This is a genomic window from Geodermatophilus sabuli, from assembly GCF_900215145.1.
Classification (GTDB): Bacteria; Actinomycetota; Actinomycetes; order Mycobacteriales; family Geodermatophilaceae; genus Geodermatophilus; species Geodermatophilus sabuli.
Genome location: NZ_OBDO01000009.1, coordinates 148,378 through 168,506, shown reverse-complemented (window position 1 = coordinate 168,506; position 20,129 = coordinate 148,378). Strand labels below are relative to the sequence as shown.

Genomic DNA, 20,129 nt, shown 5'->3' with positions numbered 1-20,129 from the left:
GGCGGGGATCGTCGCGGCACAGCCTGGAGCGGGACACCGGGAGCCGTCACCGGTCGGGTGGGCGCCCGGTTGTAGCGCCCTCCAACCGTCCGGCCTCAGCGGGCGACGCCGAGACCCACGGTCGCGGCCGCCTCCTCCAGCAGCGCGGGGACGTCGTCCTCCAGCGCGGCGGCGTACTCGGTCCGCAGCTGCCCGTCCAGGTGCTGGGTGTACGCGGCCTCGACGATGGCGGCGAGCTTGAAGAAGGCCAGGCCCTGGTAGTACGGCAGGTCCGGGACGGCGGCCCCGGTGGTCTCCTCGTACCGGGCCAGCAGGTGCTCGCGGGGCGGGGCGCCCGGTGCCCGGGAGACCGCCTGGATCCGCGGCATCGCGCAGGGGGCCACCGGCCGCTCGCCCCAGAACGCCAGCAGCAGCCCGAGGTCCAGCAGCGGGGCGCCGATCGTCGCCATCTCCCAGTCGATGACGGCGAGCAGCCGCGGGCTCGCCGTCGAGAACAGGCAGTTGTCGAGGTGGAAGTCGCCGTGGACCAGCGCCGGCGGCGGGTCGGTGGGGCGGTGGTCCTCCAGCCACCTGGCCAGCGCCTCCATGCGGGGCAGCGGCCGGCGGGCGACGGACTGCCACTGCCCGTACCAGCGCGGCACCTGGCGGGCGAGGAACTCCTCCGGCCGGCCGAACCCCTCCAGCCCGACCGCGCGCCAGTCCACCCGGTGGACGGCGGCCAGCGCGTCGACCACGGCGTCGGCGAGCGCGGCCGGTGCGGCAGGGTCGTCGGCGTAGGCGGGGGGCAGCGCGTCGGTGATCGACACGGCGTCGGGGACGCGGTCCATGACCAGGAAGGGGGCGAGGGGGACGGCGGGGTCCTCGCACAGCGCCACCGGTGCCGGGGTCGGGACGGCGGTGCCGGCGAGCGCGGTGAGCAGCCGGTGCTCGCGCGCGACGCTGTGCGCCGACGTCGACAGGGCGTGCTGCGGTGGCCGGCGCAGCACGTACTCGACGCCGTCGCCGCGCACCAGGCAGGTCTCGTTGGAGTTGCCGCCGGTCAGGCGGGCCAGCTCCCACGGGCCGGGGGAGCCGGTGTGCCGGGTGAGCCACCCGGCGAGCGCGTCGGCCACCCGGGTGCCGGTCGTCGTGCCGGTCACTGGGCGGCCACGGCGACCTCGAGGTGGTCGCGGAAGCGGGCGAGGGCCTCGGCCCGCCTTGTGGGGACGTGCTCGGTGGGCACCGCGCGCGGCGTGTAGTCGCGCAGTACCCGCCGGGCGACGGTCACCCGGTGCACCTCGTCGGGGCCGTCGTAGATGCGGGCGGCCCGGGCCCACCGGTACATCTGCTCCAGCGGCATGTCGGTGGAGAAGCCGAGGGAGCCGTGCACCTGGATCGCCCGGTCGATGACGTCGTGCAGCACGGTCGCGCCGTGGTACTTGATCATCGCGATCTCGGTGCGGGCCGCCGACGCGCCGACCTGGTCGATCTTCCAGGCGGCCTGCAGGGTGAGCAGGCGGGCCGCCTCGATGGCCGCCTTGGAGTCGGCGACCCAGTTCTGCACCGTCTGCTTCTCCGACAGCAGGCTGCCGTGGACGTCGATGCTGACCGCGCGCTCGCAGAGCATGTCGAACGCGCGCCGGCAGACGCCGACCCAGCGCATGCAGTGGTGGATGCGCCCGGGCCCGAGCCGTTTCTGCGCCAGCGTGAAGGCCTGCCCGCGCTCGCCCAGCAGGTTCTCGGCGGGCACGCGGACGTCGTCGTAGGTGACCTCGCAGTGCGACCACACGGGGTGCCGGCCGTCGGTGTCGTTCATCAGGCCGAGCTCCCGGATCCCGATGCCCGGCGTCGACCGCGGGACGATCAGCATCGACATCCGCTGGTGCGGCGGGGCGTCGGGCTCGGTGACCGCCATGACGATGTGGAAGTCGGCGCGGCCGGCGTTGCCGACGAACCACTTCCGCCCGTTGAGCACCCACTCGCCGTCGACCAGCCGGGCGTTGCTGGTGAACTGGCGCGGGTCCGAGCCGGTGCCCTGCTCGGTCATCGAGAAGGCGCTGAGCAGCCGGCCGTCGAGCAGCGGGTGCATCCACTGCTGCTTCTGCTCCTCGGTGCCGGCCAGGGCGAGCAGCTCGGCGTTGCCGGAGTCCGGCGCCTGGCACCCGAAGACGTAGGGCGCGAGCTCCGTCGTCCCGAGGATCTCGTGGAGCAGGCCGAGGTGCAGCTGCCCGTACCCCTGACCGCCGAGGGCGGGGTCGAGGTGGGCGGCCCAGAGCTGCTGCTCCTTCACCTGCTCCTGCAGGGGGGCGGCCAGCCGGCGGAACTGGTGGTGGTCGAGGTCCAGGGTCTCCAGCGGGTAGATCTCGGTGCGGACGAACTCGCGGGCCCAGTCGAGCTTCGCGGCGAAGTCCGGTTCGGTGGAGAAGTCCCAGGCCATGCGGCCTCCTCGATCAGCTTCGCGCGGGGGGATGTCGACGGTCGGGTGCCGCGACTCGGCGACCCCGACGGGGACGACGCTAGGAAGCGACCGCGGGAGGGGCCAGTGGCCCGCGGGGGGCCGGTTGTAGGAAGGTACAAGGCCCGGGCGGCCCGGCGGGCGAGCCCCGGTCGGGGCCGTACCCTCGATCCCCGTGAGTCTCACCATCGGCATCGTCGGGCTGCCCAATGTCGGCAAGTCGACGCTGTTCAACGCGTTGACCAAGAACGACGTCCTGGCGGCGAACTACCCGTTCGCCACCATCGAGCCCAACGTCGGCGTGGTCGGCGTCCCGGACCCGCGGATCGGCACGCTCGCGGAGGTCTTCGGCTCGCAGAAGACCATCCCGGCCACGGTGTCGTTCGTGGACATCGCCGGCATCGTCCGCGGCGCGTCGGAGGGCGCGGGGCTGGGGAACAAGTTCCTGGCCAACATCCGCGAGAGCGACGCGATCTGCCAGGTGATCCGGGTGTTCACCGACCCGGACGTGGTGCACGTGGAGGGCAAGGTCAACCCGGCCGACGACATCGAGACGATCAACACCGAGCTCGTCCTCGCCGACATGCAGACGCTGGAGAAGGCGATCCCGCGGCTGGAGAAGGAGGCGAGGAAGGACAAGGAGCGCGCGGCGCTGCTGTCCGCCGCCCTCGACGCGCAGAAGGTGCTCGACGAGGGGAAGACGCTCTTCGCCGCCGGGGTCGACCCCGAGCCGCTGCAGGAGCTGACCCTGCTCACGACCAAGCCGTTCCTCTACGTCTTCAACGTGGACGAGGAGGAGCTGGCCAACGAGGAGCTGATCTCGTCGCTGCGGGCGATGGTCGCGCCGGCCGAGGCGATCCTCATGGACGCCAAGATCGAGGCCGAGCTCGCCGAGCTGCCCGAGGAGGAGGCCGCCGAGCTGCTCGCCGGCATCGGCCAGGACGAGCCCGGCCTGCACCAGCTGGCCCGCATCGGCTTCGCCACCCTCGGCCTGCAGACCTACCTGACCGCCGGGCCCAAGGAGGCCCGCGCCTGGACCATCCCGATCGGCGCCACCGCGCCCCAGGCGGCCGGTGTCATCCACACCGACTTCCAGCGTGGCTTCATCAAGGCCGAGATCGTCTCCTTCGACCAGCTCGTCGAGGCCGGGTCGATGCCGGAGGCGAAGTCCCGCGGCTGGGTGCGCATGGAGGGCAAGGAGTACGTCATGCAGGACGGCGACGTCGTGGAGTTCCGCTTCAACGTGTAGCAGGCGGCATCTCCGCAGTTCAGCGACTCGTCGAGGTGGCCGAGTCCGCACCCAGTCCGCAACTGTCCGCGAACAGCTCCTCGGCGGCGCGCCTCGTGCGTCCTCCGCAGTGGGCCAGAGGTGGCTGTAGGTGTTCAGCGCCGTGGTGGCGCTGGCGTGCCCGAGAGCCCGCTGGACGGTGACCACGTCGCAGCCGGAGGCGATCAGCCCGGAGGCGTAGAAGTGCCGCAGGTTGTCGCGCGCGACCTGCTGCAGTACGGCGGGGAGGCCGCTGGACCTCACGCAGCGCTGCTCTACGAAGGACGGGCTGGAGGAGAACCGGAGACGCGTCGGGAGTATCGGAGCCGGGGACGGGTGTACTCAGCGAAGCCACCGCCAAGGAGCACCAGCGAGTCATTGACCGAGCGTTAAACAAGAAGGCGACCTCTCATCTCCCAAAGAATAGCGTTGCCGACGCTTTGCTTATTGAGCTGTATGCGGCGGCGCAGCAGCAGGGAAGCGGTTTGGAACCCGCGATGGGCGTCACCCCATGGCGGCTTTCAAGCCTGGCACAGGGACTTCTCCAACCAACACCGACCAACTGTTTGCGCAGTTCAACAGCGGTATCGCTCAGATCGGCGGGTGCCGCCAGTAGCCGCTGCGTGCCCGTACTACGGGCACGCGGAGGGCACGGCCGTCCGGGCCTCAGAACGCTTGCTCACCATGGATTGACGAGTCGGCCGCCGGCGCTGCTCTCCGCGCCGCTCGGAGTCGGCTGGGTGATGCGGCACCTGATGACGGACACCGTGTACGCGCTGCCGGTGCCCCTGTCGCCGACGCTGACTGCAGCGGCAGGAGACGAGGGCCGTACGGTCCGTCGCTGCCATTCCGTAGACCTGCGCTCGGCCCTCTTGCACGCCATCGCCGTCGGCGCCCTCACCGGTCGCAAGGTCGAGCGCGGCTCAGAGTGTCGGGGTGCCTGGCCCCGGCGTTTCCCGTTCGACGGGCGGGATGGTTCCAGCTGCGATTTCAGCACGCTTTCAGGGCCGCATCAGCGCCCCCTGTCACGGTTACCGGCACCAGGCACACCGAACCGGCGGCGGTGCCGATACCAGAGGGATCACCATGCCCATCATCGATTTCCCCGCGACGGACGTCCGACCCCGCGGCCGCACCAAGCGCCGACTGCTGCAGCTGCCGATCGCTGCCACGGCGGTTCTCGGCGCCGTCGCACTGACGGCGGCACCGGCGTCCGCGGCGCAGACGTGCAAGCCCGTGACGGGCAGCAACCTGTGCCTGTCGATCAACCAGCGTGCTGACGGGAACTTCGACGTCCACGTCGGCATCGACGTGCACATGCCCCTGGACAAGGCCCAGGAGTACGTCGACGACGAAGGTGACCCGTTCACCGTCTGGATCCGCGGTGAGGACGGCAAGCACGACGAGAACCTCTTCTCGGTGCCGATGACCCCCGGCACCCTGGTCGCGACCCCCGAGTCCGGACTCAGCGCCGATTTCGACACGGTCGTGGCCGGCAGGGATCTCGACGAGGACCGCGGCGGCAGGGACGAGATCTTCGCCCAGGTCCAGCTGATCGACACCGACAACGGCGAAGAGGACAAGGGTGAGGGGAGCCCCTTCATCTCGCACCAGATCTTCGGCAACTGGCCCTTCTAGGCCGGCGACGCCCTGGGCCGGTCCCTCGTCACGGCGGGGCGACCGGTTCGGACGCGTCCCCTGCTCCGCCCTCGGCAGAGTCTCTGGGGGCCGGCGGTTCTGGGCTCTCGCTGACCCCAACGTCGACGGACGAGCCCGAGGACGGGCCCGTGACGGACCCAGTACTGCCGGGCTCGCGTCCCTCCGTACGAGTCGGTCCGGCTCACGACCACGCCACCGATGCACTCCGTGTCCCCGACAGATCGAGGTCGCCGTCCTGGCGGAGGACGGCGGCCTCCAGATCTCGCAGGGGCTGGCTCGGCTCGACACCGAGGTTGTCGCGCAGCGCTGCCCGCAGCCGCTGGTAGGCCCCGAGCGAGTCCCCCTGGCGACCGCATCGGTAGAGGGCGAGCATCAGCGTCCCGTGGGTCTGCTCGTGCAGGGGGTGCTCGCGCACCAGCGCCTCGAGGTCTCCGAGCGCCTGCACGTGCTGGCCGAGGTCCAGCCGTGCCCGAGCCAGCGCCTGGCGCGCGTGCACCAGCAGCTGGTCCAGGCGTTCCGCTTCTCCCTCCAGCCACCTCGACCCTGACAGACCCATCAGGGTCCGCCCCCGCCACAGCCGGACGGCGGCCTGGAGGTGCCTGGCGCGCTCGGCGGGATCGGCAGCGGTTGTTCCCAGGTCGATGAGCCGCTCGGCCACGGTGACGTCCGTGGCATCGACATCCAGGTTCAGTGCGTAGCCGGGTGCGCGCGCGAGGATGGCCACCCTGGTGCCGAACAGCCGCCGGAGGTGCGAGACGTGGCTCTGCAAGGTGTTCGTGGCCGTGACCGGTGGGTGATCGCCCCAGACGATGTCGATGATCTGGTCCGTGCCGATCACGTCACCGCCATGCAGCGCCAGGACCGCGAGGACCGCCTGACGCCGCCGTCCCGACACCTCGCGAACGCTGCCGTCGACGGTCAGGTCGACCGGGCCGAGGACCCTGACCTGCGACTCTGGCGCGTCGGTGGCCGGGCGCGCCGGGGTGGCGGCCGTAACGATGACGTGCGGCCGTGTCCGGGGCGACCTCATGCCGAGCTGGGCACGCTCGCAGTCCGCCGTGGCCAGTTCCGCGGCCGCCTCGCGCTCGTCTCCCGGCTGACCGCGCAGCGTGAGCGCCTGGACGAGTCGGTGCCGGGACAGGCACGCGGCGGGCCAGTGGCCGAGGGCCAGGTTCTCGCGGACCGCCGACCGAAGGTGCGCGACGGCGCGGTCGGCGTTGCCGAGGGTCAGGGATGCCAGACCCAGAGCGTGCTCCACGGAGCCGAAGCACACGACGCCGAGGCCTGCGACGACGGGCAGCCGGGCGTGAGGGCGCAGCAAGCGGTACGCCGTGGCGGCCGTCTCGGCGTCCCCTAGTTCTGCGGCGGCCTCGACGGCGCCGTACAAGGTGACCAGCCAGGAACTGGAGGACGGGATCCGCGTCAGGTCGCCTCGGCCCAGGCGAGCCAGCGCGCCGGCGGCCAGCCGGTGGTCCCCCTCGCCGGCGGCGATGGTCGCCATCGCCGCGAAGTGCGAGTCGTCGATGGGCCCCAGGCCCGGTGAGTGTGCCTCCTGCTGCACCGTCGGGAGCAGCTCGCCGACCCGTCCCTGGAACCACCGGATGGCGAAGAGATGGCCGCGGTACCAGATCGGCGCGTCGGCGTCCCCGCATGCCTCGCCGCGGCGTGCGCAGTCCGCCGCCATGACCTCCGCCCGATCGAAGTCGCCCGCACGGATCGCGAGCATGACGCGCATGGCCTCGGTGGCGAAGCCGACGGCCTGGTGGCGCTGTTGCCGAAGGGTGTCCGAGAGCTCGGAGAGGGACCGTTCGGCGTGCGGATCGCCGTCCAGGAAGCGGTCGACGGTGCGCCACAGCATGCCCATGAGCTGATCGATGGGTCGCCCCGTGCGGACGGCCGTGAGCAACAGCTCCTCCGTGAGGTCGTGGCGCAGGCTCCCGTGCTCGGGACCCAGCAGGCAGTGGTGCGCCAGGCTGAGCGCCGACGCGACGGCCTGCGCGTCACCGTGTTGCCGTGCCTCGGCGAGGCTCTCGAGCACGCGCGAGTGCTCGCCGACGTGGTAGTCGGCCTCCGCCGCCAGCCGGGCCCGCAGCCGGACGGCGAGGACCGAATCAGCCCGGACCGCGGCCAGGGCCTGGCGCTGCATCGACAGTATCCCGGCCACGATCCCCACGCCGCGTTGCTCGTACAGCCACACTCCGCCGACGCCCAGCGCGGCCTCCGCCATGCCCTCGTGGTCGCCGTCGCGCTGCGCCGTGCGAAATGCCAGCTCGAAGCAGGCGCGAGCAGCGCGCAGGTTGCCGACCACGTCCAGCGCGTACCTCCCACGCCGGATCAGCGCGCCGGGGTCGTCCTGCAATGCCTGCGGGGCGCCGCGCCGGGCCGATGCTCTCACCTCGCTCCCGGGGTCCCGGGCCTCGGCCGCGCGCCCGGCGTCCTGCCGGAGCGAGAACCGGCCATGCCCTTGCCTTCTGCACCCACGGTCGCGGCACCGCGTGGCATCGTGCACCGTCGCTCGTCCACCGATGTCGCCTCATCCTCCAGAGCGGTTGCCTGGGAGAGGGATGTCACGGATCAGGTGATACGTCCCGCATGTCACATCGACCCGCTCGATCGGAGAGACACGTCGTGCCGCGGCCGCGCTGAGGCTCGGTCCACCGATCTCCGGGGCCGTGTCAGTGAGCGGACGGCTGGCGGGCTGGGGCGACACGTCGAGGGTGACGGTGGTGGCCTTGGCGTGGAAGGTCGAGGCCAGCCCGCAGCGGTAGGCGGCGAACAGCTCCCCCTGCGCGGCGGGCACGGCCGCATGGGGTCGGCGGAGGAGTGAGCCGAGCCATGGGCAGTCCGCGCACAATCCGCAAAACGGTCTCGGGGCCCATCACTGCCGATCTTGCTCAACGGTATATGCGCAGCTCAGAGACCATGTCCGTCGCTTGTCAACGTCCGGCGACCCCGGATTCGTTCCGCTTCAACGTCTGACCGAGGGCTCCGCACCGGTCACCGGAGGGCACCTGGGTCGAGGCCGTTCGACGCTGATCCTCGCCGGCTGACGTGAGGTCGCCGACCGGTGCTCCGCCGAGGCCTTGCACGCCCGTGCGCGACCGGAGCACCATGCTCGCGGCGGGGATGACCCGACACGTCGCACGGGCACCCGCGGGTGGTCACCCGTCGCAGTTGCGGGTGCCTGCGGCCGCAACGGCCGCCTGCCTCACGCGTCTTCCGTGGCCAGGTGCGGGAGAGGACCTCGCATCGATGGACCACATCACCGCAAGCGACCTCGAGCGGATCTTCGCCGGCGTGGCGGACGCCGGGCCCTACGGCTGCTTCGAGTACCAGGGCGTCTCCCTCGGGCTGTACAGCGATGAGCCGGACCTGCTGGACTGGTTCGGCACGTTCTTCGGCGGCTACTTCACCGTGACGGCGAACGAGCAGACCGATGCGGCGGTGTACAGCACCCAGGACCCCGCCGTCTTCCAGCGCTTGAAGGAGTGGGCGACGTCCCGCGGACGACCTCGCTCCGAGTACGAGACCGAGTGGGCCGTCGATGGTCGACACCGCATCGTCCACAGCCGTGAGGTCGACGACGCGAAGGGTGAGGTCGAGGAGAACTGCTTCGTGCTCTCGCAGCCGGGCAGGAACGTGCTGGTTGCGTCCCCCGGCACGGCCAAGGACCGCCGGAGGACCGTCAAGCGTTCCCTTCGCAACCTGATGAAGCTGCTCTTCATGGAGAGGGGCTGGTTCCCGTTCCACGCGGCCGCGTGCGTCTGGAACGACACCGGCATCTGCATCCTCGGAGGGAAGTTCGCCGGCAAGACCAGCACGCTCGTCAACCTGCTCGCCCGGCCCGGCGCCCGACTGGTCAGCAACGACACGGTGTTCCTGCGCGATGGGGGCGCGTGCATCGAGGGATGCGGCTTCCCCAACAAGGCCGGATTGCGCATCGGTGCCCTCGCGGCCTATCCCCGGCTGGTGGACTGGATCGGGAGGACCACCGACTCGTTCTACCCGCAGATGGACGCCCAGACGTACCGCGATGTCGTCGCCACCACGCCCGCCGACGAACTGGGCAGCAGGCCCGAGAAGATCGTGCTGCTCGCCACGGAACTCGCCGCGCAGCTCGGCGTGCCCATCCAGCACGTCGCGGCCATCGACCTCTTCCTCGTCGCCCGGTTCGATCCCTCGGTCGAGCGATCGCGCCTGGTGCCCGTCACGGATCCGCAGCAGATCAAGGAGTGCCTAGCAGTCAACGCCCGCAGCCTGGGCAAGGAGAAGCAGGACTTCCTCCAGTCCTTCTTCGACGTCGACGACCAGGCGCTACGAGCTGCCTTCGACACGCTGCTGGAGGAGTTCGCCTCGAGGGTGGTCGTCCAGGAGCTGTGGCAGAACGCGAACACGAACGAGCACTCCGCGGAGCTGGTGGAGAGGTTGACGCGACAGCTGCACGAGCACGCCTGAACGTCGTGACGCACCCCGGGCGCCGACACAGCCGCGGCCGGGTGCGCGCGGGGGGCGAGGACCACGTCGGGCAGGACGGCGACGTCTGACGGCGGTCACACCCTGCCCCGCAGGATCCGGCGGAAGTAGATCCTCGGCAGCACGTACCGGTCGACGAACCAGGTCGTGCGGCGGGGCTTGACCGGATCGAGGAACGGCACCGACGGGGACGGCCGCCCGTCGCGGTCGACCTCGACGAGCATCAACTCCCGGCGGTTCAGCGTGATCGGCATGACCGTGTACCCGTCGTACCGCTGCATCGCCCCGCCGTCCCGCGCGGCCGCGATGTTCCGCGCCAGGACGTCGACCTGGCGTCGCAGTGCCCCGCCCGAGGGCCGGGTGGCCACGGCGGCTGCGTCGCCGATCGCCCAGATCGACTCGTGCCGACGGGACCGCAGCGTGTACGGGTCGACGTCGACCAGGCCTGGGGCCGGGTCCACGGCAAGTCCCCCGTCCGCGATCCACCGCGGCGCCCGGTAGTGCGGGACGGCGTGCGCGAAGGCGACGTCCTCCAGCACCCGCCGCCCGGCGGCTGTCGCGAGGGTGACCGTGTGGGCGTCCCCGTCCACCCGCTCCATGCGGGCCTCACGCAGCACCTCGACGCCGTGGTCGGCGAAGGCGCGGTCGAGGACCTCGTCGGCTGCCGGGACGCCGGTCGCGGTCGGGGCGGGCAGTGCCAGCCGGACCTCCAGGTCCCGCAGCACGCCGGCGCGCCGCCAGTGGTCGCAGGCCATGAGCAGCGGCTTGAGCGCGGTCGGACCGCAGGACGCGGGCTCCGGTGGCACGGTGAACAGCACCGAACCGGCACGCAGCGAGGTCAGTCTCGGCCACACCTGCGGCGCACTGCCCGGGACGTACGAGGAGGCGGCCCACCCGTCGGCGTACGCCGACTGCAGCCCCGGCGTGGCCTCCCAGTCCTCGACCAGGCCGGGGCAGAGGACGAGGGTCGAGCAGCGCAGGGTGCGCCCTCCGCGCGTGCGCACGGTCATGGCGTCCGGGTCGACCGTCTCGACGCTGTCGCGGACCCACCCGCACCCGTCGGGGACGACGTCCCCCATCGGGCGCTCCAGGTCCGCCATCGTGGCCTGCCCGCCGGCGACGTAGTTGAGCAGCGGCTTGTAGCGGTGCACCGGCTGCGGGACCACGACGGTGACGTCGCGGACGCCGTCGCGCAGCAACCGCGCCGCCAGCGAGATGCCGGCGTTGCCGCCACCGACGATCAGTACCTCGGAGTGCTCCACGTCCGCTCCCGGAGAAGGGCCACGGACTCCGTCGGCGCCGCGGCTCGGCCATCCTGGCGAGCCTGCCCGCCTCGTGCGGATCGCGCAGGGCGTACTCGACGACGGAGGACGACGCCGAGGCGGCGAGCGACGGCGGGACCTATGCCGGCGGCAGCTCGCCGGTGCGCACGAGGGCGTCCGCGACCTGCCTGACCTTGGCGCCGGTCTCGCGGGCCACCCGGGTCAGGGCCTGCAGCGCCTGGTCGGCGGTGAAGTCGTGGCGCTCCATGAGGATGCCCGTCGCCCGTTCGACGACCGCCCGGGACTCCACCCTGCGTTCCAGGTGGTCGACCAGGTCGCGGGCCTCCTCGTAGGCGTACATGTTCGCCGCGACGACGGCGGCGTGGGCGGCGAACCGGGTGGCCACGGACCGGCTGTCCTCGTCGAAGGCGTTCGGCTTGCGGGCGTAGACGTTCAGCGCCCCGGCGATGCCCTCGTTGATCGGCAGCGGGACCGCCAGCGAGCTGAGGGCGCCGCACTCGACCGCGTGCTCCATGTAGTCCCGCCATCGGGTCTCGGTCTGCGCATCGGCGACCTCGACCAGCTCGCCGGTGCCGGCCGCGTGCAGGCAGGGTCCGTAGCCGCGACCGTACTGGCTCTCGTCGCAGTCGCGGGCCAGCTGGCCGGTGAACACCGCGGTACTGGCCTTGTCGTTGATCAGCAGGGACACCGAGGCCTCGGGGTTGCCCGGCATGACCTCCTTGGCCAGGTCGGCCACCGCTTGCAAGAGGGACCGCATGCAGTTCTCGCGGAGGGCGAGGCGGCCCAGCCGTTCCAGGGCCTCGACGGGGTCCAGGGCGCCCGATGGGTCGGTACTCGACATGACGTCGACCTCCGGTCACCCGCCGGGGGCGGCTGGACGACCTCGGCTCCAGGACCCCGCGAGCCGGGGCCGGTGCTCGGGTACGCCGCCGAGGTGACGCACGAGGAACCCGGGGCCTGCCCGGCGCTCGGACCCACGCTACCGCCCCTGGAGGGAGGGGGGCGCTCGACGAGATGCGGGGACGGCAGCCACCCGCCCCGGCCGGGGTCACCGGCCGGAGGGCGGAGGGCTACGCGCCGTCCAGGAAACGGGAGACGATCGATGCCCACCGCTCCCGGGCCTCGTCGTTCGACTCGAGCGTCTGCAGACCGACCTGGGTCACCACGAGCGATGCCGTCCCGTTCTTCTTCGGTTCGCTGGTGACGACGACGGAGGAACCGTCCGCAGCCTTCGTCCGCCAGGTGATGCGCCGCTCGGTGCCGCTGACCCGGAGGTCGCCGTCGACGATGCCCTGCACGGCCTCGTCCCCGGTGGCGAACTCCTGCCACCGGTCCATGAGCTCCTGCATGCCGAACGACGTCGACCGGCTCACGCTCGTCTGGAAGGTGCCGTCGGAGCGCTGCCCGGGGATCCGCCGGCCGATGTGCTGCTCGTACGCGACCGTCACCGACTGGGCCCACCACCCGGGCTGCTCGACGGTGCCCTCGAGCTCCTCGTAGACCCGGAGGGCGATCGCCTTGTGGTCGAGGTCCCGAGCGCCGATGCCGTCCATGAAGCGCATCCAGTCGGCCCAGGTCCGGCCGGTGGCCCGCTCCACGGGCCCGATCCGGGGGTTCGTCGTCATGCTCGTGGGGTCCTCTCGTGCGTCGCGGGCGAGCCGATCCTCGCCGGTCGCCCACGGTGCACTCGGCCCGGGCCGGAGCGCGCGGGAGGAGAGTGGCGCGTCAGCCGGCCGGCTGGCTGATGTTGACCATCCAGGCGATGCCGAACCGGTCGACGCACATCCCGAACTCATCGCCCCACATCTGCTTCTCCAGCGGCACGCTGACCGATCCGCCGTCGGCGAGCTTCGAGAAGTAGCCGCGCAACTCGTCGCCGTCGTCCCCGCTGAGGCTGATCGAGATGTTCGTGCCGGTGTCGAGGTCCATGCCGGTGGGCGCGTCGGACACCATCAGCGTGTACCCCGCCGGCGTCTCCAGCTGGCCGTGCATGACCTTGTCGGCGTCGGGGCCGTCGGCGCCACCGGCCTCGCCGAAGGTGCTGATCGCGAGCTCCCCGCCGAACACCTCCCGGTAGAACTCCAGGGCCGGCCGGGCCGTGTCGGAGAAGTTGATGTACGGGTTGAGGCGAGAGGTCACGGACGGTCCTTCCGGAAGGGGTGCGCGGACCGCGTCAACGTAGCGACGGCGACGGCCGGGGAGGGCGCCGTCGCGCACGCCGAGCGCTGACGCCGGACCGCGGGCGGGTGCCAGACTCGGCGGGTGTCGCCGCACCGGCTCGTCCTGATCCGCCACGCCCAGGCCGGTTCCGCCCCGGTCGACGTGGACCGGCCGCTGACCGAGCACGGCCTGCGGCAGGCCGCGGCGATCGGCTCCTGGCTGGGGCGGGCCGGGCTGGTGCCCGACGCCGTGCTGGTGTCACCGGCCCGCCGGGCGGTGCAGACCTGGGAGCGGGCGGGCGTCGTCCTGGTGCCGGGACTCCAGCCGGTCCTCGACGCGCGGATCCACGACAACACCGTCGGGGCGGTGCTCGCGGCCGTCCGCGAGACCCCCGACGAGGTCCACACCCTGGCCGTGGTCGGGCACAACCCGGCGGTCGGGCAGCTCGTGACGGTGCTCGACGACGGCCAGGGCACCCCGGTGGCCCGGCAGGACGCCCGGAACGGGGTCCCGGCCGGCGGGGTCGCGGTGTTCGACCTGGCCGGGCCGTTCGCCGACCTCGCGCCCGGCGGAGCGACGCTGACCGAGTTCACGGTTCCGGAGGTCTGACCGGCAGCCGGCGCCGGGTGGCGCGGGCCGGCCGGACGGCTCGGCTCGGCTTCGAGGAGAGCTACCTCAAGGAGGTCGACGACAACCTCACCGAGCTGCTCACCTCGCCGGTCTGACCCGCGCGCGGAACGGCCGTGGGACCCGCGGCCGTTCCACCCGCGCGGCCGGTCCCGCGTGCACCACACGACCCACTGCGCGCTCCGGCCGTGCTCGGTCTCGAGGAGTCGGTGGCGGCCGATCCGGTTAGCGTGCGACCGTGACCAGCGACGACGACGGCATGTGGGTCTCGATCGACTACACGGTGGCCTGGGCGCCCACGACGACCTTCAGCCGCGTCTACCACCTCGAGAAGCAGGAGCCCCGCGAGATCACCCGGTGGGTGAGCGACGGGCTCGCACGGGTCCGCGAGTCCGGGCACCCGTGGCTGCTGGTCGACGCCTGGCGCATGATCCGCGTCGACCAGGTGGTCGCCTTCGGGGTGCGGCAGCTGCCCGGGGAGCCGTCGGAGCAGCCGCCGTTCGGCTTCGGTGGTCCCGAGTTCGACAGCTGACAGCGCCGCCGGACGACTCATCCGGGGTCGGTCACCGTGAGCCGCCCGGGCACGCCGTCGCCGAGGAAGGCGGCCAGCTGCTGACCCTCGTCCGCGACGTCGGCACGCTCGTGCGTGGTCAGCGGACGCAGCGGCTGGACGGTCACCTCCACCCGACCGTCGTCGTCGGCAGTCGTCGTCCAGACGCCGGACACGTGGCCGTCGACCAGCACGAACCGCGCGCCGGTCACGCTGAGACCCTGGTGCTCGTCGCTGATCAGCCGGGACCGGTCGTCGTACCCGAGGACGGCGTTGTCGAAGGCCGGGAGGAACCGGACGGGCGCCGGCTGTTCGCCGTCCGGCAGCGAGCCGTCGGACACGTCCAGCAGCTCGCGGCCGCGTGCGTCCCGGAACGTCCGCAGCCGTGGCCGCAGGCGCGTGACCACCGCCGGCAGGCCGGTGAGCCCGCACCACGCGCGCAGGTCCGACGTCGTGGCCGGGCCGTGGGCCCGCAGGTAGCGCAGCACCAGGCTCTCGAGCACCTCGTCCGGTGCGCGCGACACGTCGACGTCGCGCCCGAGCCAGGCCCCGACCGTCGTGTTGCGGGCCGGCGCCTGCCGGCGCCACAGCCCGCGGGGCGGCGTCTGCACGAGTGGGACCAGGCTGGAGAGGACGTCGCCGAGGTCCCGCGCGGTGGCCCCCGGCGACCGGTCGGCCAGCATGCGGCCGACCTCCGGCAACGTCCGCGGCACCTCGGCGAACAGCGGCTCCCCGGCGGCGGCGAGCTCGTCGAGGTCGACCCCGGGGAGCCGGCGCCCCAGCGTGCCGACCGCGCGGGCGACCAGCATGGACTGGTGCACCGGTCGCAGGGCCACGCAGTCCTCCGCGGTGACCAGGTGCAGCGTGCGGCGCATGAGCAGCGTCCGCACGGCGCGCCGGCTCTCGAGCAGGTCGACCAGCTCGGCCGGCCGGAAGCCGGCCAGCCGCGACCACAGCCCCGCATACGGTTCCTGAGGCTCCTGCGCCTGCACGCCGATCAGGTGCTCGAGGGCGCGGAGCGCCCCGCGTGGGTCGCGGCGCAGCAGCAACTGCCGCTCGAGCGTCGCGCGGTTCAGCGTGCGCCGGTCGAGGACCTCAGGCACGGGGGCCACCCACCGGCTCCGCCGGCCGCGCGGCCGCGACGTGCGGGACGAACCGGGTGACGTGCCTCCGCTCGGCGCCCACCCCCGCTGTCTACCGCAGCGGGGGAGCCACCCGAGCGCCGGCGCTCACGCGGCCAGGGGGTGGTGGTGGCAGCGGCCACCGCGGGTGGCCCGGGCCGCGCACGGCGCACCGGCCTTCGTCCGACCGCCACTGTCCCCGCACCGGGCAGGCGCGGCCGGCTGCTCGGATGCCGGGGCAGGGGCGGCCGGGCGGACGAAGGGCAGCACGACGCCGTCGTCGTCCTGCACCGGGGGGACCGCCAGCTGGGGCGCGACGGTCGCGGACGTGGCCGCGGTGGCGGGGCGGGCAGCGGTGGAGCGGCGACGCAGGGTCTCCGCGGCGGTCACGCCGGCGGTGAAGGCGGCGAGGGCGGTGGCGACGTGGCTGAGGCGCATGCCCAGTTCATCGGCGGTCCGAGCGCGCTTCGGGACGGCCGACACGCCCGGGGCGCCGCCTGCGTGCGGACCAGGACGCCGACCGCGGGTGGTCGTGGCGTGCGTCACGAGCGCCTGTCGCGGGTAGCGCCGTTGCTGCGTAGTCCAGCGGGGACCACCGACGGAGGAGTACGAGCGATGAGCACCAAGGTCGAGAAGTCGATCCAGGTCGACGTACCGGTGACCACGGCTTACAACCAGTGGACCCAGTTCGAGGACTTCCCCCACTTCATGGGCGGGGTCAAGGAGGTCCGCCAGCTCGACGACCAGCGGCTGCACTGGGTCGCCGAGATCGCGGGCGTCCGGCGGCAGTGGGAGGCCGCGATCCTGGAGCAGGTGCCTGACCAGAAGGTCGCCTGGGCCGCCACGAGCGGCGCGACGAACGCCGGCGCGGTCCGCTTCGAGCCCGCCGGGGCCGGCTCGACGATCGTCTACCTGGAGCTCGAGTACGAGCCCGAGGGCGTCGTGGAACAGGTCGGCGACAAGCTCGGCATCGTGGAGCGACAGGTGAAGTCCGACCTGGAGCGGTTCAAGGCGCTGATCGAGGACCAGGGCTATGAGAGCGGAGCGTGGCGTGGCTCGGTGAACGAGCACCTCGACGTCGGCACCCCCGGCGCGGGCGCCGCCTTCGGTTCCGAGGGCGACAGCGGCAAGGCGGGGGTCTCGGCGAAAGCCGTCGCCGGTGCGGCAGCGGTGGCCGGTGCCGCGGTGGCAGGCGTCGCCGCGGCCACGTCGAAGAGCGGCCGGAGCACGGAGCGGCCGGACGAGGTGGGGCAGCCGCAGGAGGTCGCCGTCGTCCCGCAGCCGCCGCCGGATGCCGTCCGGGACGACGTGCTCGTCGAGGAGTCCGACGCGGAGGGCTACACCACCCGCTCGTCGACGGAAGGCGTCGAGAAGACCGCGCGGGACGTCGACGAGGGCCCCGCGATCGGGGGCGGAGCCCGCTGACCCCTCGGCCGGTGGAGGAGGCACGGCCTCCTCCACCGGCCGGGTGGCCTCAGGTGCCGCAGAAGGTGCGGTAGGTGCCGAAGTCCTGCGGGGCCGGGGCGGCGTAGCGCTCCAGCCCGGGACGCTCCTCGTAGGGCCGGCTCACCGCATCCAGCAGCCGCTCCAGCGGGTCCAGGTCGCCGTCCGTAGCCGCGGTGAGCGCCTCCTCGACCAGGTGATTGCGTGGGATGTAGACCGGGTTGACCCGGTTCATCGTGTCGGCGTCCGGACCGAGGGCGCGCCACCGCTCCAGCCAGCCGTCGATCCCGGCGAGGTCCAGGAACAGCAACCGGGTGGGCTCGGCGTCGCCGTGGGCGGCCGTCCCGAGCCGCCGGAAGAACGACGTGTGGTCGACGTGCCCCGCCTGCAACAGAGGGAGCAGTTCGTCGAGCAGCGCCGTGGCCACCTCGTCGTCCAGGCCCTCGGGCAGGCCGAGCTTGGCGCGCATCCCGGCCAACCAGGCCGCGTTGTACTCACGCCGGAAGGTGCCGAGGGACTCCGTCGCGATCGCGACCGCCTGCTCCTGCTCGTCGGCCAGCAGGGGGAGGAGGGCCTCGGCGAACCGGGCCAGGTTCCACTCGGCCGCCAGCGGCTGGTTGCCGTAGGCGTAGCGGCCGCCGTGGTCGATCGAGCTGTAGACCGTCGCCGGGTCGAACGCCTCCATGAAGGCGCACGGCCCGTAGTCGATGGTCTCGCCGGAGATCGTCATGTTGTCGGTGTTCATCACACCGTGGATGAAGCCCAGCAGCATCCACTGGCCCACCAGTGACGCCTGGGCGGCGGCGACGGCCTCGAACAGCGCACGGTGGGGGTGCTGGGCATCCGCGGCGGCGGGGTGGTGACGGGCGATGGCGGAGCCGGCGAGCCGGCGCAGCAGGTCGACGTCGCCCGTGGCCCGGGCGTACTGGAAGCTGCCCACGCGCAGGTGGCTGCTCGCCACCCGGGCCAGCACGGCTCCGGGCAGCACCGTCTCCCGGCGCACCGGGCGCCCCGTCGCCACCACGGCGAGGGAGCGGGTGGTGGGGACGCCGAGGGCCTGCATCGCCTCACTGACGACGTACTCCCGCAGCATCGGGCCCACCACGGCCAGGCCGTCGGCGCCGCCCCGCGCGAACGGCGTGCGGCCGGAGCCCTTCAGGTGCAGGTCGCGCAGGCGCCCCTCGGCGTCCACGAACTCGCCCATCAGGAGGGCGCGCCCGTCACCGAGCCGGGGGTTGAACCCGCCGAACTGGTGCCCGGCGTACGCCTGCGCCACCGGTGTGGCGCCGTCGGGCACCAGGTCGCCGACCAGCAGCCGCACGCCCTCGGGCGTGCGCAGCCAGGCCGGGTCGAGGCCGAGGTCTGCGGCCAGCGCCTCGTTGAGCACCAGCAGCTGCGGGTCGCGGGCCTGGTCGGCCTGCCACGGGACGGCCATCTCGGGGAACTCGCGGGCGAAGCGGTTGTCGAGGGTGACCGTCGGCGTCGGGGCGATGCTCACCTCGTCGACGGTACGTCGGACCGGGGGACCGGGCCGGGCCAGACGGGGACGGCGCACGTCACCGGCGGGACGCGGCCCCCCTCCCGGTGATGACCGAGACGAGCAGCAGCTTGACCAGCCAGTCGCCGGCGTGGATCGCCGCCTGCTGCCACGGCACCTTCTCGTGGACCACCGAACCGGTGAGCAGGACGGCGGGGAAGCCCGCCCACAGCGCCAGCCCGAGCGCGGCGGCGTCCGCGGGACCGCGGACGCCGGCGCGCGCGGTGAGGGTCGCGACGGTCGCCGCCACCGTGGCGCTCCGCGCGAACTCCACGGGCAGCAGCCAGGGCGGCGGCGCGGGGTCGGCGTAGGCCGCGTCCAGCCGGGCCAGGCGCGTGCCGAAGGCGGCGTACCAGGCTCCGCTGGCGGCGACGGACGCCGCGGCGGCGACGCCGACGGCGCTGAGGTCTCGGACGGTGGGCACGGCTGCTCCCGGGGCTGGAGGGGACCCGACGCACGTCAGACCGCGGGCCACCGCAGGAGTCATCGATCCGGGGGACGCGTGGTCGCGGCGCGCTCCGCGCCGGAAGCGCGCGTCGGCGCGGTGGGACGTACGGTTCAGCGGCGCGCCTCGGAGGGGGAGCAGCCGTACTTCCGCCGGTAGGCGGCGGCGAACCGGCTCGCGCTGGAGAAGCCCCAGCGGGCGGCGACGTCGCTCACGGTGACCGTCCGGTCGGCCAGCAGGTCGGCGTGGCCGCGCTGGAGCCGGATGTCGACGAGGTACTCGGTCGGCGTGCAGTCGAGCCACTCGCGGAAGCCCTCCTGCAGGCGCCGCACGCTGGTGCCGGCGAGCTCCGCCATCTCCCCGGCGGTCCACGGCCGGCCCGGGTCGTCGCGCACGGCGTCCACGACCCGCTTGACGGTGCGCGGCTGCGGCGTCGCACCCCGCCCGCCGGGCGGGCAACCGGTGAGCAGGAAGCCGGCGGTGAGGGCCCCGGCGAGCTGGTCGCGCACCAGGGTGCTGTCCCCGAACAGGTCAGGGGCGCGCAGGTGCGCCGCGAGGCCCGCGACGAGCTGCCGCCAGGCCAGTCCCTGGCCGGAGTTCAGGTCGAGCTGGTCGGGGAGGGTGACGCGCGTGGTCGCCCGGTCGGCGCCGAGGACCCGTTCGGCCTCCCGTTCCAGCCACGCGCTGGAGAACTTGACCCCGAGGACGGTGCAGGTCGCGTCCCAGTGGCTGATCAACGACGGGGTGTCGGCCCGGAACACCGTCGCCTGCCCCGGCACCGACGTGACCGGACTGTGCCGCCCGCGGCTCTCCAGGTGGCCGGTCAGCGGCATGTTGACCTCGTAGGCGCCCGGGTAGTCGCACTCGACCGCGACGTCGGCACCCCATCCGACGTGCCCGATCAGCACGGGGCCGAGGTCCAGCGTGCGCAGCGTCAGCCGGGGCTGCGAGGCACCACCCACGAGGTGCAGCTCGTGCGGGAAGTAGGCCTCGGCGACGACGCGGGAGGCCTGGCCCCAGTCCGAGGGCCCGCGGCGCCGCCGTCCGGACATGCGTCGCAGGTTACCTGCGACGCGCGTTACACAGCCGCCGCGCGATCGGTACCGGGACCGCGCTTCCTGTGTCGCAGC

18 protein-coding genes are annotated in these 20,129 nt (G+C 73.0%); 6 read left to right on the top strand and 12 right to left on the bottom strand.

The genetic code is table 11. The features are described 5' to 3' along the window. Positions 1-95: 95 nt before the first annotated feature. Positions 96-1,139: a phosphotransferase family protein gene (locus CRP39_RS19460; protein WP_097208029.1), complete on the bottom strand. Its 1,044-nt coding sequence runs from the start codon at positions 1,137-1,139 to the stop codon at positions 96-98. Then, on the bottom strand, positions 1,136-2,416 hold the full coding sequence (locus CRP39_RS19455) for an acyl-CoA dehydrogenase family protein (protein WP_097208028.1): 1,281 nt from the start codon (positions 2,414-2,416) through the stop codon (positions 1,136-1,138). The genes CRP39_RS19460 and CRP39_RS19455 overlap by 4 nt, the downstream gene beginning before the upstream one ends. Positions 2,417-2,609: 193 nt before the next feature. Here CRP39_RS19455 and ychF point away from each other — a divergent pair, with 193 nt between their 5' ends. Both ychF and CRP39_RS19440 read left to right on the top strand, forming a co-directional pair. Further along, on the top strand, positions 2,610-3,683 hold the full coding sequence (gene ychF, locus CRP39_RS19450; RefSeq protein WP_097208027.1) for a redox-regulated ATPase YchF: 1,074 nt from the start codon (positions 2,610-2,612) through the stop codon (positions 3,681-3,683). A gap of 1,104 nt (positions 3,684-4,787) precedes the next feature. Next, entirely contained in the window at positions 4,788-5,339 is a 552-nt protein-coding gene (locus tag CRP39_RS19440; protein ID WP_097208026.1) for a hypothetical protein, read from the top strand. A 202-nt stretch (positions 5,340-5,541) separates the two neighbouring features. On the opposite strand, the gene CRP39_RS27260 is transcribed toward CRP39_RS19440, so the two are convergent. Beyond that, positions 5,542-7,755: an AfsR/SARP family transcriptional regulator gene (locus tag CRP39_RS27260; protein WP_216359827.1), complete on the bottom strand. Its 2,214-nt coding sequence runs from the start codon at positions 7,753-7,755 to the stop codon at positions 5,542-5,544. Positions 7,756-8,612: 857 nt separating this feature from the next. Between CRP39_RS27260 and CRP39_RS19430 the strand changes: the two genes are divergently transcribed. Further along, positions 8,613-9,815, top strand: a complete 1,203-nt coding sequence (locus tag CRP39_RS19430; RefSeq protein WP_097208025.1) for a phosphoenolpyruvate carboxykinase (ATP) — start codon at positions 8,613-8,615, stop codon at positions 9,813-9,815. 95 nt (positions 9,816-9,910) lie between these two features. Here CRP39_RS19430 and CRP39_RS19425 read toward each other — a convergent pair whose 3' ends face one another. The 4 genes from CRP39_RS19425 to CRP39_RS19410 form a co-directional block, all read right to left on the bottom strand. Further along, positions 9,911-11,095, bottom strand: coding sequence for an NAD(P)/FAD-dependent oxidoreductase (locus tag CRP39_RS19425; RefSeq protein WP_097208024.1), 1,185 nt, complete (start codon positions 11,093-11,095; stop codon positions 9,911-9,913). Between the two features lie 139 nt (positions 11,096-11,234). After that, positions 11,235-11,957, bottom strand: coding sequence for a GAF and ANTAR domain-containing protein (locus tag CRP39_RS19420; RefSeq protein ID WP_097208023.1), 723 nt, complete (start codon positions 11,955-11,957; stop codon positions 11,235-11,237). 229 nt (positions 11,958-12,186) lie between these two features. After that, positions 12,187-12,741, bottom strand: a complete 555-nt coding sequence (locus tag CRP39_RS19415; RefSeq protein ID WP_097208022.1) for a hypothetical protein — start codon at positions 12,739-12,741, stop codon at positions 12,187-12,189. A gap of 100 nt (positions 12,742-12,841) precedes the next feature. Further along, positions 12,842-13,255 (bottom strand): VOC family protein, encoded by a 414-nt coding sequence (locus CRP39_RS19410; RefSeq protein WP_097208021.1) that lies wholly within the window; start codon positions 13,253-13,255, stop codon positions 12,842-12,844. 123 nt (positions 13,256-13,378) lie between these two features. Here CRP39_RS19410 and CRP39_RS19405 point away from each other — a divergent pair, with 123 nt between their 5' ends. Together CRP39_RS19405 and CRP39_RS19400 are read left to right on the top strand one after the other, a co-directional pair. Next, a complete protein-coding gene (locus tag CRP39_RS19405; protein WP_097208020.1) occupies positions 13,379-13,885 on the top strand; it encodes a SixA phosphatase family protein in 507 nt (168 codons plus the stop codon). 256 nt (positions 13,886-14,141) lie between these two features. Next, on the top strand, positions 14,142-14,435 hold the full coding sequence (locus tag CRP39_RS19400; RefSeq protein ID WP_097208019.1) for a hypothetical protein: 294 nt from the start codon (positions 14,142-14,144) through the stop codon (positions 14,433-14,435). Positions 14,436-14,452: 17 nt separating this feature from the next. Here the strand turns inward: CRP39_RS19400 and CRP39_RS19395 are convergent, their stop codons facing one another. Further along, positions 14,453-15,565: a winged helix DNA-binding domain-containing protein gene (locus CRP39_RS19395; protein ID WP_216359826.1), complete on the bottom strand. Its 1,113-nt coding sequence runs from the start codon at positions 15,563-15,565 to the stop codon at positions 14,453-14,455. 117 nt (positions 15,566-15,682) lie between these two features. Then, positions 15,683-16,012: a hypothetical protein gene (locus CRP39_RS19390; protein ID WP_097208018.1), complete on the bottom strand. Its 330-nt coding sequence runs from the start codon at positions 16,010-16,012 to the stop codon at positions 15,683-15,685. A gap of 177 nt (positions 16,013-16,189) precedes the next feature. Here CRP39_RS19390 and CRP39_RS19385 point away from each other — a divergent pair, with 177 nt between their 5' ends. Further along, entirely contained in the window at positions 16,190-16,999 is an 810-nt protein-coding gene (locus tag CRP39_RS19385; protein ID WP_097208017.1) for an SRPBCC family protein, read from the top strand. Between the two features lie 49 nt (positions 17,000-17,048). Here CRP39_RS19385 and CRP39_RS19380 read toward each other — a convergent pair whose 3' ends face one another. From CRP39_RS19380 to CRP39_RS19370, 3 genes are all read right to left on the bottom strand, one after another. Next, positions 17,049-18,515 (bottom strand): protein adenylyltransferase SelO, encoded by a 1,467-nt coding sequence (locus CRP39_RS19380; protein ID WP_097208016.1) that lies wholly within the window; start codon positions 18,513-18,515, stop codon positions 17,049-17,051. Between the two features lie 58 nt (positions 18,516-18,573). Further along, positions 18,574-18,978 (bottom strand): DUF1761 domain-containing protein, encoded by a 405-nt coding sequence (locus tag CRP39_RS19375; protein WP_172442527.1) that lies wholly within the window; start codon positions 18,976-18,978, stop codon positions 18,574-18,576. A 134-nt stretch (positions 18,979-19,112) separates the two neighbouring features. Beyond that, positions 19,113-20,051 carry an AraC family transcriptional regulator gene (locus CRP39_RS19370; RefSeq protein ID WP_097208014.1) on the bottom strand — a complete coding sequence of 313 codons (939 nt, stop codon included), beginning with the start codon at positions 20,049-20,051 and terminating at the stop codon, positions 19,113-19,115. Positions 20,052-20,129 lie beyond the last annotated feature (78 nt).